The organism is Kitasatospora sp. NPDC059648 (assembly GCF_042734825.1).
GTDB lineage: Bacteria > Actinomycetota > Actinomycetes > Streptomycetales > Streptomycetaceae > Kitasatospora.
In genome coordinates, this window is the sequence record NZ_JBHWDU010000034.1 from 1 (window position 1) to 14,920 (window position 14,920).

The following is a 14,920-nucleotide window of genomic DNA, read 5'->3' on the forward strand; positions in this document are numbered from 1 at the left end:
GAACATCACCCGAACCCCGGCCAGCACGCCAGTACGGCCAACGTTCACACGTACGAGCGATCACGAAACAAGAGAAACAGGACTTAACGTCCACTCAGATGAGCTGGCTCGATGCGCTTGTCGTCTCACGGGGCCTGGGCCCGATGGTGCTGCTGCCACGTTCGTTCGTCGCCTACGAAAGCGGCGGGGCTTCGTCTCCGCCCCCTAACCGGCCGCTCGAACGCCCTGGCTATCCAACTCCTCGGTCACCCGAGTGACGAATCGCCTCAATACACATAGGGTGGCTTCTCTACGTCCGGGTCGTGGGCGACAACGGTGAGCGCGACGATGCCGGGCATGACGGCGTCCTGATGGGGGTGTCCCCGCCCAGGTTGCGGGTGCTGTACGGGCCTCGCTCAACTCTAAGATCCAAGCTTCCTCGGGCTCCACATGAGCCGCTTGAAAGCAGTAGTAGTCGCCCTCGTCTTCCCCGTACCTCGGCGCCGGTCATTCGCATGACGTTCGAAACGGCGTCACCGGACTAGATCCAATGCCGTGTAGATAGCGGCTGCGAGGGTCCGTTACGGGTCTGGTGTGGTCAGGATGTCGATGCTGATGGTGGCCGTGTAGCTGGTCCGGTCGACGGTGCCTTTGGCGTTGTACTTGGAGATCGCGCGTTTGACGACGCGAAGCCGGGTGCGGATGCGCCGGTTGGGCATGAGGTCGGCCAGGACTCGTCGGCCGATGGTGCCGACGAGGTCGATCACGGTGCCCGCGATGACGCCCGCGGCCTGGATGACCAGGTCGCGGGCAGTGTTCAGGGCGATGGTGAAGCTGGCCCGGTCCGGGTCGGTCTCCGGGCGCGTGCCGGTGGCGTCGGCCATGGCCAGGCGTAGGACCTGGTAGGCGACCAGCAGCGCGTGGATCTCCTGGTCGAGGCCGTCCGGGGTGCGGGCTCGCAGGACGCGGCTGCCCAGGATCGTGGACTTGATCTCCGGATAGGCGGTCTCGAGCTCCCACCGCTCGTGGTAGAGCCGGACCAACTCGGCGGCGGGGTGGGACTGGTGGTCGGTCAGGGTGGTCACCAGTCGGTAGAGGCCGGTGCGGTGGCCGGCGGCCGTGGCGATGGTGATCTCGCAGTCGATGACCCGAACCGCGACGGTCCCGAGCCTGGACAGGTAGGAGCCGTCACGGTTGCGCCGAAGGACGGGCAGGTGGCGGCCGCTCTTCACCCGAACCAGCACCTGCGCGCCGGTCGCGGCGATGGTGGTCACCAGGGTCTGCGCGGCGAAGTTGCGGTCCAGCAGCACGATCATGCCCTCGCGCAGGCTGCGGAGCAGGCGTGGTGCGTAGGTGGTCTCGCCGTCGGCTGTTGGTCCGAACACCGCGTCCAGGACGGTGCGGGTGCCGCAGGACACCAGCACCAGCAGCCGCAGCGCCGGATACCCCGCACCGCCGTTGTTGCAGCGGTGTTTGGTGTACTCGGTCAGGTTCGCCGGGCTGTCGGGCACCGCGATCGTCGTGCCGTCGATCGCGCAGACCATAAGCCCCCGCCACCACGCCCCGGTGGTCCGGATTCCGGCGGCCGGGCCGCGTAGCAGGTCGAACAGCCAGCGTAGCGGCTCGGCGCCCACGCGCTTGCGGGCCTGCGCCAGAGCACCGCCGGTCGGGTCCGCGACCGGCAGGCCGTCCAGGCCGGCGGTCATCCGTTGCCACACCTGCCGCCAGCCCAGCCCGGGGAACAGGCACCCGGGCCAGCAACAGATACACCACCACCCGCGACGGCAGATCCCCGTTCTAGCAGGGAGCTCCGTCCCATTTCAGTCCACTTGACGAAGCCGCCCGAGGCGCTATCTACACGGCGTTGAGACTAGGGCCTGTTGCGAAAGTGGATCAAGGTTGTGGATGACCGGGCCGTGGGACGTAGCGATCTGACGAATGACCAGTGGGACCGGCTTGAGGCGCTGTTGCCGACGGGCAAGAAGCCGGGCCTGCTGGTCGTTCGTCAGATCGCTAAGTTCCGCAACCGGGGATCATCTACAACCTTGATCCACTTTCGCAGCAGACCCTAGTCGGCGACGACCCCCGTGTTCTGGCAGGCGGTCAGCAGCCAGCGGCCGTCGGCTTGCTTCGAGATCACGTACAGCGGGGCGCCCTCGCTCTCCTCGCCCGGGGCCAGGTAACGCTGACGGACCTTGACTGCCGCGACGTCGGGGCGGATGAAGAGCGCGTGGACCACCTCGTAGGTGACCTTGCCGTCCCAGCTTGCCGCGGGGAGGACCTTGCGGGTGAACTCCGAGATCGCGTCGAGGCCGATGAGGACCTTGCCGTGAGCCGTCGTCCAGATCGCGTCCGGGTGGAAGAGGCTGAGGAACTCTTCGGGGTCCTTGTTCTGCTGGGAGTGCTCGACGGTCGCGACGAGCTGGTTGATCGCTTCGACGTCTGCCGCGTGGGATGTGGATTCCGTGGTCATGTGGATCATCGTCACACCTCAAGCGCGCTTGAGGTCAAGCGTGTGATCACATGGCGATGTGAGGCTGACCGGACATTTGGCGCGATTCCGGCACAAGCTGCCCGGGGAATTTGAGCCCAGGGCAACGAGCCGGGTACGAGACACTATTTGATCGGCCGGACAAGTCCTAGCCCGATGACGAGGCTGGCCGCGCCGCCCACCTTCCAGGAGAGGAAGCTGCGATCTTTGCCCAGGCGGACGAGCTCAACGCCCACATCGCTCGGTTCCTCGAACGCTACGGGTAGGCTCGTAGGTATGGGAATTGATTGGGAGAACATACTCGGCGCAAGCGGTAACGGCCTCGACGATGCCTACGACAGCGCGGTCTCCGCGGTCATCTACAGCGATGACCCGGTGGAGGACCGTCGGCCACTCCCAGTCGGCGAAGAGCACGACGACACAGACGGCTTGCGCTGAACTGAGGAAACGCCCCGGCAAGCCGCGGCGTTTCGCCGTCAGTTCAGGGGTCAGTCAAGAGGCGGCCGAGCTCAACTCTGCGGCTCGATCGCCGCCTTCACCGAACTCGTCATCCCCGGCAACGGCACAGGTGACGGCCAGCACTACGGCACGGGGGTGCTGCTGCCCGAGCACCGAGGTCACGGCCTCGGCCGATGGATGAAGGCCGAGTCGATCCGACAGGCCCACAGGGACTATCCGGACCTCGGTGACCTCCTGACCGACACCGCTGACAGCAACGCGCACATGCGACGGGTCCACGACAGTCTCGGCTACACACCCACGCACACGACACACCAGTATCAGCTCGACCTTTAGCAGAGAGCGGACGGGCCGGACCGGGACATCACCCCGCCCGACCTGCCCGTGCTTTCGATACACGCCCTAGATCAACTGAGACGGCGCTCGGCATCCAACTTTCCGAGACCAGGTCGCCTGAGATTCTCGGCCGCCTGGTGTCTCAATTGGCCTGGTCGCCGCAGGTCACGGCCCCGCCCGCAGGCCAGATCATCTGAGACGGGACAGTTCCAACAAGCGTGACCCGGGGATCCTTATCGCAAGGTCACCACACCCCCATGGTTCCACTACCGCGTCAAGAACGTTCCCGCCCGACGGAGCGCCCCCGCCCGACTCGGTCCTCCGCGAAGGACGCGGCGCCCTCCTGGGCGCCCACTGTCGGCGACAAGCGAAAACGCGTTTCGCGCTCTGCCGGATCGGGTGCACGCGGTGCCGCGCGTTCTGGGCGTCGACGAGGTCGCCCTACGCAAGCGCGTCCTGCACGCTGCCTGACCGCTGGTCGTGGTGGCGTGGGAGGTCACGCATCGGGGCTGGACGGTGACGGCGCCGGGCACGACGGCCGAAGGGCGGGGCTCGGGTCCGTGCCGGCCGAGGCCTCGGCTGCCGGGATGGTCGACCAGTCCAGCCTCCTTCTGGAGCAACCGGTCACGGTCATCGGCAATGACCTTGACCGGCGGAGACGTTCGGCGGACCTCCAACCAGTGCTGTGGCCGAGAAGGTTCACCAAGGTCGCGCCGACGGCCCCGGCCTGGCCGGGCGGTCCGACGTGTCGGACGGCGTGGCTACGATGCCGAGCATGGGCTACACCACGACATTCACCGGTCGGATCGCCGTCGAGCCGCCGCTCAACGAGCAGGAGATCGCCTACCTGCGGAAGTTCGCCGACACCCGGCGCATGGACCGTGACAACGGCCCCTACTACGTCGACGGCACCGGCTTCGCGGGACAGGGCCACGATGCGGACATCCGCGACTACAACACGCCCCCGGCGGGCCAGCCGGGCCTGTGGTGCAAGTGGGAGCCCACGGAGGACGGGGCCGCGATCGCATGGAACGGGCAGGAGAAGTTCTACGACTCGCCCGAGTGGATGGCCTACCTGGTCGACCACTTCCTGAAGCCCGCCGCCCACGCCCAAGGCAAGCCCGGGTTCGAGACCTTCACCTTCGACCACGTGCTCGACGGCGTGATCGACGCTCAGGGCGAGGAGTCCTGGGACACCTGGCAGCTGACGGTGCGTGACAACCACGTCTCCGCGACCGGGCCCGTGGAGCCCGAGACCGCGTGGCTCTGCGGGGGCTGCCTCAAGGAGATCGCCGACGAGGACACCGTCTGCTGCCCGGGCGCGGAGCCGGAGGCTGCGTACGTCGTGTAGGGCGCGTCCCCGGCCGGGAGTTGGAAGTCATCTCATTTGGGGGGTCTGCGGTGCCTCTGAAAGGGGACGGCGCTGGCGAACCTGATCTCGCGTGCGAGGATCAGGCCAGGTGCAGCTGTGGACGGTGCTCGCCCTGAAAGATTGCCCACAGAGGTAAGGAGAAGTGCTGGATGTTCGCCGGGGGAACCGCGCGGTTGCTGGTCACGAACGACGGTGAAGTACCGCTGGAGCTGACCCTGGAGCCCTGGGCGGACACCTACCAGATCCAGCGGCAGCAGACCTGCGTCGTTGTCACCCACTCACCGGCGGCGGATAGTTCCTGGTCGGGGACGCAGCGTGGGGATGAGCCATTCCAGGTCGTGCATCGGCCGGATTCGGTGACTGTGTGGGCCAACGGCCAGTGCTTCCACCTCGCCGATTTGGCAGGCCATACGATCGACGCGGCCGACTGGCAGTGCCCGGCTCAGGATGCGGTCTCAGCTCCACCGCAGGCGGCCACCCGGCCCCCAAGGAGCCCTTCCCTGCCCGGCACAGCCCGGTGGTGATGCCAAGGGCGTCATCGACGGCCTCGGTACTGGTGAGCACGTTCGGCTGTTGCCGGCATCTCCGAGAACTGGGGTCCAACGCGAGAAATTGTCAAGACCTGTGGCCTGAGGTCATCGCCGACCGGTTGCGGGGTGAAGCGCTCCCCTACGGCCGTTGCAGGGGCAGCGGTTCAAGCGCGGGCCATCGGGTGAGCATGCCCTGCCGGATGGCCGCGGCAAGTTGCCCCAGACTCCTGAGCTCACTGCCGTCAGCGGTCATCCGGCTGATGATACCGAGACGGTGGACGAGTCGCTGCCGAGCCGTTGCCGTGCCCCACTTCCAGTCCCGGTTCGGGATCCTGGCCAAGTGGTCGGCGGTTCCGCGGTAGGCCCGCTGAACCAGGGCGTCGCCTCGTAGCAGCCAGCGAGCACATGCGTCGGTGAGATCGTCTTGGACCTCGGTGCCCGTCGCGTTGCGCCACGTCGCACGGTAGGCGGCCTCTGCTGCGTGCAGCAGAGGCTGAGGCGGAGCGGTGGCGCACCAGCAGGTCGGGAAGCCGATGCAGGTAGGCAAGCTCCACGAGCCCGTTGCCCAGCGCGGCCTGTTCGAGCTGGTGTTCTGCGGTCGGCCCGACCCGGGGCAGGGGCCTGCCCGCGGGCAGGCGCAGCGCCGCCTCCAGCGAGCCGAGCCGGGAGTTGCACTGCCGGCCCAGCGCGCCGCGCACCTCGTACGGGAAGTGGTCGTGGCCGACCTGCACCGACGGCCTCGCGCACAACCCGCACCGCGGGTGCTCCGCCGGGAACGCCGCCTTGGCCTCCAACGACATCCGTATCCATGCCACCTCCAGCGCCCTTCGGCCGGCGGGCGCCACCGTGACGGCAGTCGCTGCCGGCGCCCGCGCCGGGTTCCTGGAGGACGGCGCCGGCAGCGTCCTTGACCGCGTTACAGCCTGTGCCAAGGCCTGGCCGGCAGGTCACGGCGAGCCGGGCGACGAGCGCGACGGCGGCGACGCGGACGGCGACGTCACCGCCGTCCGCGGGTAGGAGCAGCCCGGCGGAAGCGCGTCCTCGCCCTTCGCCACCCAGTAGGTGTCCGGCGTGGTCGGGCACGGCAGCGGACTCGGCCGGGTCATCGCGCAGCCCGCTGCGGCCTCCCGGCCGAGGCTGCGGTACTCCCACCAGTCGGTCGGGCACCGGACGGTCGAGCCCGTCGGGGCCGGCTCGTGCCGGATGCGCGTGCACCCGGTGGTCGGGTAGTTGGAGTTGTCACAGCTGTACTCGCCGGGCGGCGAGCACAGGGCTAACACCGCCAGCCCGCCGACCAGCAGCACGATCGAGGCCAGTCCTGTCCAGACCTCCTGCGGGCCGATTCGTCGGCCGGAACCTCCCGCGTCCATCCCGCCCCCCGTTCACCGGACTCCACGCTCCCCCGCGGGGAATACCCGCCTCGCCCCCGCCGTACCCTTCGCACCTCCGACGGCCCGACCGTCCGCATCACCGGCGTTCGCCACTGGACAACGCTCCAGGCCGCCTACAACCTGGCTGTCAGTAACGTTCACGCCTACGACGGGACGGCGCCCGCAAGTGATCCCTTCAAGTAGTCGAGCGGGATTGAGAGAAAATGAGCCAGGAAGAATTTGAGCCCATTCATTTTGGGCGCCGGTTCTACGTGCAGTCCTATCAGGTATCGCACCGCAAGCTAGTCATGCGAAGCGCGCCGGAGCCCCGCACGGACCCCGTGGACGTTATCTTTGACGATGTTCTCGGAATGAAGGTTCGCTCTAGTTACCGCGAGCTGCACATCACAAATTCAGGCGATCCGGTCGAGGTCGATGACTTCTTGGATCTTCCGCAAAGGTACAGTCTCGGCTACACGAACCTCACCGTGTCCGACGGGAAGACCACCGGTTTCGTCGTTTGCAGAAGACTCCGCGTCCGACCCGCAGGGCTGGACGACGAACGCGAGAACGCTTCCTCCTGACTTATGGAATGCACATGCGCGAAGCGTGCGGCCGGTGATTCTGGCCGCACGCTTTGCGGTGCAATCCTCCCCAGGCCGTCACTTTTCTTCGCACATGCGGGGTGTAGTCAGGCAAAGAGCGCGACGATCAGACATGCGAGCCGTGCGCCTCTCCGTTGGCACCGAGAGGCTTGGGTTAATCGACTGGCTACTGATTGGGCGATGTCGGGAAGATCTCGTCCGACAGGAGTCTCTCGTCTCACTGGCCTGCGGGTGTTGCCGGGCCGCCGGCCCCTCGGGAGAAGATACCCCCATGAGTCAGTCCCTGCCGCAGTTACCGAAGCCCGGGTTCGTCACTAGATTCAGGAAGGGGTGAAATGTGACTGCATATGCCCTCGACTATCGACAGATCTGCACCAGGTGCGGACATGCGACGACCGGCTGGCGAGGCCAGCGACTCAGCCATGAGGAAATCGGCTGGTTTATCGAATGGGAATGCCAGAATTGCGGCCTGGTGAGCGATGAATACGGGCCCGGGCCAGGGCCGGACGATCTCAGGCGAGGCCTTCTGGAGAAGTTTGGAGGGTTCGGCATACGGCTGACCGGAGGTCGAGACGGTATTGCTGCAGCGCTTCGACACCTCAGGGAGATGTTCGGCTACACCCCCGGCGAGGCACTTGCAAAATTCAAGGAATCGAAATCCAGCGGCGTCCTCGGGACCGCCGTCGAGGTCGAGACCATTGTGCAGGCGCTCTGTCGAGATGGGTACTCGTACGAAACAATTGCGTCTGCAGCAAAGGACCGATCCTGTCCTAGCTTCACTCTGAAGCCTCTATAGATCGTCAAGCCGTAGGGGAAGGCCCGGGTGTGCCGCCGAATGCGCTGGTCAGGTGGTGGTAGACCTCGCACGCGACGAAGCGCTTGAGGCACCTGAACATGTCCCTCGTCTTGAGTCCTTCGAGGGTGAGCCGGGCGACGCGCCACGGTTGAGCCGGTGGCGGTCGGTACGCCCGGAGGAGGCCGGGACGGGTGCGGCTGCGCACAGGTGGGCGCAGGAGGCCTCGGATGAGAGCCCGGGTCCCCGCGAGCCAGAACAGATACGACCGGGGAAGAGCTGACCGAGAGGAGGAGGAGACAACGGACTTCGTGGTGCCAAGTGATGCCATGGCCGCTGACCATAGGGCCCTCACGTTGGTCGAGGTCTAGTGACGGACCATCAGCTACGGCCGAAGGACGCTCGTCCCGCCGCCGCCTCAAGCACTCCACCTGCTTCGCGCGGCAGCGATCAGCGCGATCGCCGACGGCAGCCAGCGAGCAGGTGACGCGCCGCCTGCTGGACAGCATCCCCGTCGACCACAACACCCGGTCCGAGCCGCCCACTCCGGGAGCGGACGGCGCCGAGGACGACGCGGCACGACGGCGGCCCTGCCCCCGTCGCGGCTGCGGCCCCTGCCCCGGACCGTCGCTCCGTTCCACCGCGAGAGCAAGGACTCCTACGTCGAGCGCCTGGTACTGGCTACGCAGCCGGGATCGGTTTCGTCGTGGATGGTCAGTGCTCCGGCGAGGTCGAGGTCGTCGGCGGTGCCATGTGCCCCGGCGCGGACGAGCAGTACTGCGCCGAGCGCGGTGCTCCAGAACGTCCTGGCTTCCACGTTGAGCGGTCGACCGGTCCTCCAGCCGCGACTGTCGACGAGCTGGCTCATGAAGCGCTCGGATTGCCGGAACAGCAACTGGAGGTGCTGGTCGACCACGGAGGCGAGTTCGGGCTTGGAGATCCCGGCGGCAAGCGCTCGCGTGACTGACGGGAGCGAGGGCATGGCCAGTACGGCGCGGGCGATGTTGCGCCGAAATGTCGCCGCATCGGGGGCTTGGCGACCGATGCGTTCAATCCGTCGGGCGTCGTGCAGCAAGCCGAGAAAGGCGGCGTGCACGAGGAGTGAGTCCTTGGAGCCGAAGTGGTAGGTGACCTGATTGGGGAAGACGCCTGCCGCGTTCGCGATCTCCGCGACGCTCACTTCAGCGCCGGGCCGTTCCTTGCAGAGCCGTGCAGTTGCCTCGATCAGCCGACGCCTCGTCGCGCGACCGCGGTCACGCGACCGAGCCGACGTTGATCGATCTTCGGTTCGCTTCTTCTCCACAGCGAAATTGTATGTGATACAACAGGGGCGTTCGCTTGTATCGCATACAAGAAAGGTTGAGGGGCATGCATCGGACTGAAGTCGTCGTGACCGGACTCGGCGCGATCACACCACTCGGAGCAGACGTGGCGTCCACCTGGGAGGCCCTGCTTGCCGGCGAGTCGGGCATCCGCGGGGACGTTCTGCGCGGCCACGAGGACGTCCGTCTTCCCGACACCGTCGCGGGGACGATGGCGATCGACCCCGCCGAGTTGCTGCTGCCGGTACAGGCCAGGCGGCTCGACCGCTCGCAGCAGGCGGCCCTCATCGCGGCGGCCGAAGCCTGGGCCGACGCCGGCGCCCCAGAGGTGGACCCTGACCGGCTCGCCTCGGCGATCGGCACGGGCATCGGCGGGATAGGGACGCTGCTGAAGGAGGACGACGTGCTGGAAGCGGCCGGGACCCGGCGCGTCTCGCCACGCACGGTCCCGATGCTCATGCCCAATGCGGCGGCAGCGCTGATCAGCATCGAATACGGCGCACGGGCCGGGGCCTACACGCCCGTCTCGGCGTGCTCCTCCGGTGCCGAGGCGATCGCTTTGGGGGCCAGGCTCATCCGTGCCGGCGAGGCGGACGTGGTCATCGCGGGCGGGGCCGAGGCCGCGACCACCCCGATCACCGTCGCCAGCTTCGCCCAGGCGCAGGCACTGTCGAGGCACACCGCCGAACCCGCCTCAGCGTCACGGCCGTTCGCCGCGGACCGCAGCGGATTCGTCCTCAGCGAAGGCGCCGCTGTCATGGTGCTCGAAAGCGCCGAGCATGCCAGCGCCCGAGGCGCGCGCGTCCACGCGGTGCTCGCGGGCGCCGGCATCGCCGCCGACGCCCACCACATCACGGCGCCCGCTCCCGACGGCTCCGGTCAGATCTCCGCCATGCGCAAGGCCCTCGCGCAAGCCGGTTTGGCTCCCGAGCGGATCAGCCACATCAATGCCCACGCCACGGGAACTCCGGTCGGCGACGTCGCCGAGGCTCGCGCGATCAGGGAGGTCTTCGGCCACGCCACCGTGACAGCCCCCAAGGCCGCGCTCGGTCATCTCTTCGGCGCAGCCGGCGCGATCGAAGCACTCATCGCCGTCCTCAGTGTGGAGCACGGTGTCATCCCACCGACCCGCAACCTCACCGAGGCCGGCGTCGGTCCCGACATCGATCTCGATGTCGTCGCAGAGCGACGAGACGTCCCCCAGGAGGCCGTGCTCAGCAACTCCTTCGGCTTCGGCGGGCAGAACGTTTCGCTCATCGTCACCTGCACGCGGAACCACGCGTCCCGTACGGCCTCGATGACGCCATGACCGACGCGAACGCACCGTAGAACCGGCGAGACGGCGGCACGGCGGCACGGCGAAATGGCTTCGGGAGAACAGGGCCGAGAAGCCTGCCGCCGACCGACCTCCGACCGGCACCCCCCGGCCGCTGCAGCCGCGAGCTGCGCGGGAGACCTCACTTGGCCGCGGTGCCGCCGGACCGCCGCCGGCGAGGAGCCGGCCCGTCCAGCACGGCAGCAGCGCGGTGTTCCGCCGCCGGGCGGTCACCGACCCTGTTCCCAGGCCTCCTGTTCACCGGCTTCGACAGCGCCAGCGGCTGGCGACAGCCGCTGGCGAGATCTGGGACCGAGCCAGCGGTTCGCACGTGGTGCCGGCCGACCATGTCCTATTCGCGGATGCCTGCGGCTTCGATCGCCCGCTGGCGGGTTGCCCGTCCGGTCGCTTGTGACGCGGTGACCACGGTGACGAGGGCGCAGAGCGCGATGGTTCCCGCGATCTGGGTCCACGGGATCACCGTCGGTGCGCCGGTCACGAGCCTGCTCAGCGAGACGTGCTGGGTCACCGCGGCGAGGCCGGTCGCCACGGCGGCGAGCACAGTGCCGACGACCACCGCGATGGCCGACTCGGCCGCGGCCACCATCCCGATCTGCCTGCGCACCGCACCGGCCAGCCCGAGCAGGGCGAACTCCCGCCGCCGCCCGGCCATCGCCGTGATCAGGGTGTTGGCGACCGCGATCAGCGCGTAGGCCAGCGCGATCCCCAGGATGATCACCGCGGCGTTGTCCGTCTGTTCTGCGGCGTGCGCGCGCTGGGCCTTCAGACAGGCGTCGTAGGTCACGACGGGTGCGCCGGAGCCGGCCAGCGCCTGGTTCACTAACGAGTCGATCCGGTCCCCCTTCGCGGTGCCGCTCCGGATGTTCATCGAGGTGAACGGGGTGGCCCGGCCCCCGGGCACGGCCGCCAGTTTCTCCAGCGTCCGCGCGTCGATCCCGAAGCCGCCGGGCGACGACCGTGCGGCGCAGACACCCGCAGCCGCCACCGGCGGCCGGGTGCTGTTCGTTCCACGGACATCGAACGTGGTCCGGTTCGGGTGCCTTCCGAAGTGTTGAACAACGGCTGTCGGATCCCGGCTCCGGCTCAACTTCTGTGGACCCGGAACGGCGCCGCAGGGCGTGCGCTGGACAAGCTCGCAGGTCGGCTGCGGTGCCGACGGGATTTGAACCCGCGGACAGATGGGGGCAGGCCCGCCCCGTCTCCGTCAGTCGCCGTGAGCGGGACCTCGCCCACGGCGATCGCAATGGGCCGCTCTGCCACGGCACCGCAGCCTGCGAGAATGCGCGCCCTCCCGCTCCGGCTCACGATAGAGGAGCGCCCTCTGCGCAGCGAGCCTTTATCCAGTGCCTACGGTGGTAGCCGCGGGCGTACCTGCGGTGGTGCCCACGTGCGGTCGCCGCCCCCGCTCCCGGCCGGGTTCAGGCGGTCTGCAGGGCGTTCATGAGGGCGGTCTGCTGCTCGGTCAGCTTTCCGTCGGTGCGGGCCCCGCCTGCTTGCGCAGCCACCTACCGGGGCGGAACGCGGGGTCGTCGCCCAGGCCGGTGCGGGCGGCGCCGGAACGCCCACCGGCCCAGTCGATACAGAACGTCACCGAACACGCCGCCACCGGGCAAGCAGACGTCCGCCTCGCTTACACCGGCAGCAGGCTCCGGATCACCGTCACCAACGACGGCCCCGCCTGCACCACCCCGGCGACGGCATCATCGGCATGCGCGAACGCGCCCAGTCCGTCGGCGGCCACCTGCGCGCCCAGCCGCAGCCGGACGGCGGCCTCACCGTGAGCGCCGACCATCCCTGCGAATGACCACTCCCCCTTCCGTCATGGGGTGCCGGCCCTTGACCGGTTGGTCCCGCTACCAGCTGTCCGAGCCGATCTCACCGCTGACCAGCTCGCCGCCGGCGCCGCGTCGTAGGCGGGGACGGCAGCGGCTGTCGCCTTGGGTCGGCAGCCGCGTCAGCCCATCACCGAATCATGACGATCGGACTTTCAACAGTTCATGGTCCAGGTGTGAGAGCCGCCCTGGTCGTTCGCGCTCTTGTTGTAGGCGACCTCCTGCCCGGGGGCGAGGCAGATGGTGACGCGGCCGGTCAGTTCCCGCCCCTCGTACACCTTCACGTGGTCCTTGACGCCAGGGCCCGAAATGCCGTGGTTGGCCCAGGAGGAGTCGTGCTTGAACATGTCGCCCTCCCACCAGTGGTCGTCACCGCTGTGCTCGATCTTCAGGCCCGTGAAGTTCGCCTCCGTCCACACGCAAAAGTTCCCACGCCCACAGGGAACGGCCGAGGCCGGGCTGGCCGTGCCGATGGCCGCACCGAAGGACAGCACGGTGGTGGTGAGAAGGATGGTGAAGCGCCTCATCGGTGTGGATCTCCTGGGGTCGGTTCGTTGCTGAGTAGGGCGGTGGCTTCGGTCAGGGCGTGAGTCTGCAGCCGCTGCCAGTCGGCAAGCTCCGCCCGGTGTTGGGCACGGACCTGCGCGAGCGTGCGGTGCGTATGGTCGGCCTCCGGCTGGAGGTTGTTGACGACCACCGAAGTGCGAAACCAGGCGGCTTGGTCGCCGTACAGCCAGCGCTGTGCCTCGGCCAGACATCCGTCGGTGTGGGCCTGGACGACGTAGCCGGTCGGCAGGGTCAGGGACAGCTGCGCCGGCCCGGTGCCGAACAGCGCGTCCGTGACCCGCTGCTGGTCGCCGGCCGACAGCGACTGCCCCGGCCGGGGAGCGGTAAGCCCCTGGTGTCGTAGGCAGGAGTCAGTCAGCTCTGCGGTCGCCGCGGCGATGATCTCCTCTGTGCTCGGACGGGCTGGCGCAGGGCTGCAACCAGCAAGCACCGCAGTCACGGCGAGAAGCGCGCAGGCTGGCCGTGCTGCGGCCCGCGGCCCGGAGCGCGGTACCGATCGGCTCGGCTTCCGTCCCGGGGCAGTGCCCTTCACTCCATCGCCCTAACGATCCTGGTTGCCCAGCTGCTGGTCTCACGCACGGCGACATCGTCTCGTGCGACTGATCGGCCAGTCGGTGCAACCAAGGTTGCCGTGCCCTGAACGGGTGGTCATTTCCTCCTCCGGTGGTCAGTGCCCTCCCCAGAGTTGACGTGTTCCGGGGGAAGGCTCACATACGGTCCGGACCCGCGAACTGCACCGCTACCTGCGCCGGCGCAACACCAACGCCCGCCACCCCGACGTGCTGGCCGCCCAGCGCCGGGAACGCGCCCGCGTCCGCAGCGAGAAGGGCCTCCGCTGGGCCGGCAGACCCGCCCTCGCCGCGTGATCAGGCGACCGAGCGCGGAGCGTCACACGTTCGTACCCCGGGCGATCCGGTACAGCACATTCCGACGCAGTGGCCCCTCGGGCGCGGCTGGGTCGTCGAAGTCGTCAGCGGGGTCCCGGGTCATGCCGATCCGGCGCATGACCGCCTGGGAGCGGAGGTTGGTGGCTGTCGTTACGGCCAGGATTTCGGGGAGTCCAAGGGCCTCAAGGCCGAAGGCCAGACCCGCCACGGCGGCCTCGGTAGCGTAGCCCTGGCCCCAGGCTGAACGAGCGAGCCTCCAACCGATCTCCACCCCCGTGAACGGCATGCCGTCATCCACCCGGTCCAGGCCGGCGAAGCCGATGAACTCGCCCGTGGCCAGTACTTCGATCGCCCACCACCCGTAGCCTCGCTCGTCGAACTCGGTCTGGAACCGTGCCACGGAGGCATCGCTCTGTTCACGGGTCAGCAGGTCACCCAAGTGCTGCCGGACCTCGGGGTCGGCATTCATCGCCGCCCACGGTTCAAGGTCAGAGTCCTGCCATCGACGGAGGATGAGGCGATCGGTACGCAATTCAGTCATGTTGCCAAGCCAACGTGGGCCGCGGTCCCAAGGCAATCCGCTTTCCTCGGGGCTGCTACCGCCCAGCAGACGGGACTCAACACGCCCCCAGGGCAGCGAGGCGGCCACTGACCCGGCGAACCTTCGCGGTCACAGCACGGGTGCGCTACCGCGATGTCCCGAGTCCTGGTGCTGCCTCAGGGCGCTGCGGTCTTCTTCGTCGTCATGGCGCCACCCTGGCCGAGGCCGGTGGTGGACAGCGGGCGCACTGTCGACAGACCGACGCAGCCCAGCTCGGTGACCTCCGGCTGGGCCGCGCGCAGCGGTAGCACGCCCTGGGGCCCGGGCGGGCCGTCAGAACCTGCGACGCACGACCGGCCGGGCCGGGCCTGCTCGGCGCCGGGCAGGTAGGTCGGCCGAGGTCGGGTTGCCAGTACGCGGTCTCGCGGTAACCGGCGGACTGCGGGGTGACCTCCGCCGTGACGAAGCCCCCTCCTTGTCGGGCTTGCCCCGCACCGGCA

Annotated in this window: 16 protein-coding genes, 1 tRNA gene and 2 pseudogenes; 8 read left to right on the top strand and 11 right to left on the bottom strand. The window is 68.4% G+C overall.

Features of this window, described 5'->3' with window-relative positions; translation table 11 throughout:
* Positions 1-560: 560 nt before the first annotated feature.
* Positions 561-1,685, bottom strand: a complete 1,125-nt coding sequence (locus ACFV1W_RS20955) for an IS4 family transposase (protein WP_380418623.1) — start codon at positions 1,683-1,685, stop codon at positions 561-563.
* Positions 1,686-2,047: 362 nt separating this feature from the next.
* Positions 2,048-2,461, bottom strand: a complete 414-nt coding sequence (locus tag ACFV1W_RS20960) for an SgcJ/EcaC family oxidoreductase (protein ID WP_380418625.1) — start codon at positions 2,459-2,461, stop codon at positions 2,048-2,050.
* Between the two features lie 285 nt (positions 2,462-2,746).
* Here ACFV1W_RS20960 and ACFV1W_RS20965 point away from each other — a divergent pair, with 285 nt between their 5' ends.
* From ACFV1W_RS20965 to ACFV1W_RS20980, 4 genes and pseudogenes are all read left to right on the top strand, one after another.
* Positions 2,747-2,908 carry a hypothetical protein gene (locus ACFV1W_RS20965; protein WP_167346444.1) on the top strand — a complete coding sequence of 54 codons (162 nt, stop codon included), beginning with the start codon at positions 2,747-2,749 and terminating at the stop codon, positions 2,906-2,908.
* Positions 2,909-2,989: 81 nt separating this feature from the next.
* Positions 2,990-3,265 (top strand): annotated as a pseudogene (locus ACFV1W_RS20970) (GNAT family N-acetyltransferase); the annotation flags it as partial.
* A 775-nt stretch (positions 3,266-4,040) separates the two neighbouring features.
* A complete protein-coding gene (locus ACFV1W_RS20975; RefSeq protein ID WP_380418627.1) occupies positions 4,041-4,616 on the top strand; it encodes a hypothetical protein in 576 nt (191 codons plus the stop codon).
* A 170-nt stretch (positions 4,617-4,786) separates the two neighbouring features.
* Positions 4,787-5,161, top strand: a complete 375-nt coding sequence (locus tag ACFV1W_RS20980) for a hypothetical protein (protein ID WP_380418629.1) — start codon at positions 4,787-4,789, stop codon at positions 5,159-5,161.
* Between the two features lie 248 nt (positions 5,162-5,409).
* Here ACFV1W_RS20980 and ACFV1W_RS20985 read toward each other — a convergent pair whose 3' ends face one another.
* Both ACFV1W_RS20985 and ACFV1W_RS20990 read right to left on the bottom strand, forming a co-directional pair.
* Positions 5,410-5,967: an endonuclease domain-containing protein gene (locus tag ACFV1W_RS20985; RefSeq protein WP_380418631.1), complete on the bottom strand. Its 558-nt coding sequence runs from the start codon at positions 5,965-5,967 to the stop codon at positions 5,410-5,412.
* A 147-nt stretch (positions 5,968-6,114) separates the two neighbouring features.
* Positions 6,115-6,537 (bottom strand): hypothetical protein, encoded by a 423-nt coding sequence (locus ACFV1W_RS20990; protein WP_380418633.1) that lies wholly within the window; start codon positions 6,535-6,537, stop codon positions 6,115-6,117.
* A 224-nt stretch (positions 6,538-6,761) separates the two neighbouring features.
* Between ACFV1W_RS20990 and ACFV1W_RS20995 the strand changes: the two genes are divergently transcribed.
* Entirely contained in the window at positions 6,762-7,121 is a 360-nt protein-coding gene (locus ACFV1W_RS20995; RefSeq protein ID WP_380418635.1) for a hypothetical protein, read from the top strand.
* A 493-nt stretch (positions 7,122-7,614) separates the two neighbouring features.
* Entirely contained in the window at positions 7,615-7,938 is a 324-nt protein-coding gene (locus ACFV1W_RS21000) for a hypothetical protein (RefSeq protein WP_380418637.1), read from the top strand.
* Positions 7,939-8,593: 655 nt separating this feature from the next.
* Here ACFV1W_RS21000 and ACFV1W_RS21005 read toward each other — a convergent pair.
* Positions 8,594-9,238 (bottom strand): TetR/AcrR family transcriptional regulator C-terminal domain-containing protein, encoded by a 645-nt coding sequence (locus ACFV1W_RS21005; RefSeq protein WP_380418639.1) that lies wholly within the window; start codon positions 9,236-9,238, stop codon positions 8,594-8,596.
* A gap of 65 nt (positions 9,239-9,303) precedes the next feature.
* Here ACFV1W_RS21005 and ACFV1W_RS21010 point away from each other — a divergent pair, with 65 nt between their 5' ends.
* Positions 9,304-10,566 carry a beta-ketoacyl-[acyl-carrier-protein] synthase family protein gene (locus tag ACFV1W_RS21010; protein ID WP_380418641.1) on the top strand — a complete coding sequence of 421 codons (1,263 nt, stop codon included), beginning with the start codon at positions 9,304-9,306 and terminating at the stop codon, positions 10,564-10,566.
* Positions 10,567-10,924: 358 nt separating this feature from the next.
* Here ACFV1W_RS21010 and ACFV1W_RS21015 read toward each other — a convergent pair whose 3' ends face one another.
* From ACFV1W_RS21015 to ACFV1W_RS21035, 5 genes are all read right to left on the bottom strand, one after another.
* Positions 10,925-11,578 (bottom strand): FtsX-like permease family protein, encoded by a 654-nt coding sequence (locus ACFV1W_RS21015; protein ID WP_380418643.1) that lies wholly within the window; start codon positions 11,576-11,578, stop codon positions 10,925-10,927.
* Between the two features lie 162 nt (positions 11,579-11,740).
* Positions 11,741-11,859 (bottom strand) — tRNA-Arg (locus ACFV1W_RS21020).
* Between the two features lie 364 nt (positions 11,860-12,223).
* Entirely contained in the window at positions 12,224-12,385 is a 162-nt protein-coding gene (locus tag ACFV1W_RS21025; RefSeq protein WP_380418645.1) for a hypothetical protein, read from the bottom strand.
* Between the two features lie 195 nt (positions 12,386-12,580).
* Entirely contained in the window at positions 12,581-12,952 is a 372-nt protein-coding gene (locus ACFV1W_RS21030; RefSeq protein ID WP_380418647.1) for a peptidase inhibitor family I36 protein, read from the bottom strand.
* Positions 12,949-13,431: a hypothetical protein gene (locus tag ACFV1W_RS21035; RefSeq protein WP_380418649.1), complete on the bottom strand. Its 483-nt coding sequence runs from the start codon at positions 13,429-13,431 to the stop codon at positions 12,949-12,951. Before ACFV1W_RS21035 ends, ACFV1W_RS21030 begins: the two co-directional genes overlap by 4 nt.
* 268 nt (positions 13,432-13,699) lie before the next feature.
* On the opposite strand from ACFV1W_RS21035, the pseudogene ACFV1W_RS21040 reads away from it, so the two are divergent.
* Positions 13,700-13,858 (top strand): annotated as a pseudogene (locus ACFV1W_RS21040) (IS630 family transposase); the annotation flags it as partial.
* Positions 13,859-13,880: 22 nt separating this feature from the next.
* Here the strand turns inward: ACFV1W_RS21040 and ACFV1W_RS21045 are convergent.
* The gene (locus tag ACFV1W_RS21045; protein WP_380418651.1) at positions 13,881-14,420 is read right to left on the bottom strand and encodes a GNAT family N-acetyltransferase; all 540 of its coding nucleotides are present in this window, start codon (positions 14,418-14,420) and stop codon (positions 13,881-13,883) included.
* Between the last annotated feature and the right edge of the window lie 500 nt (positions 14,421-14,920).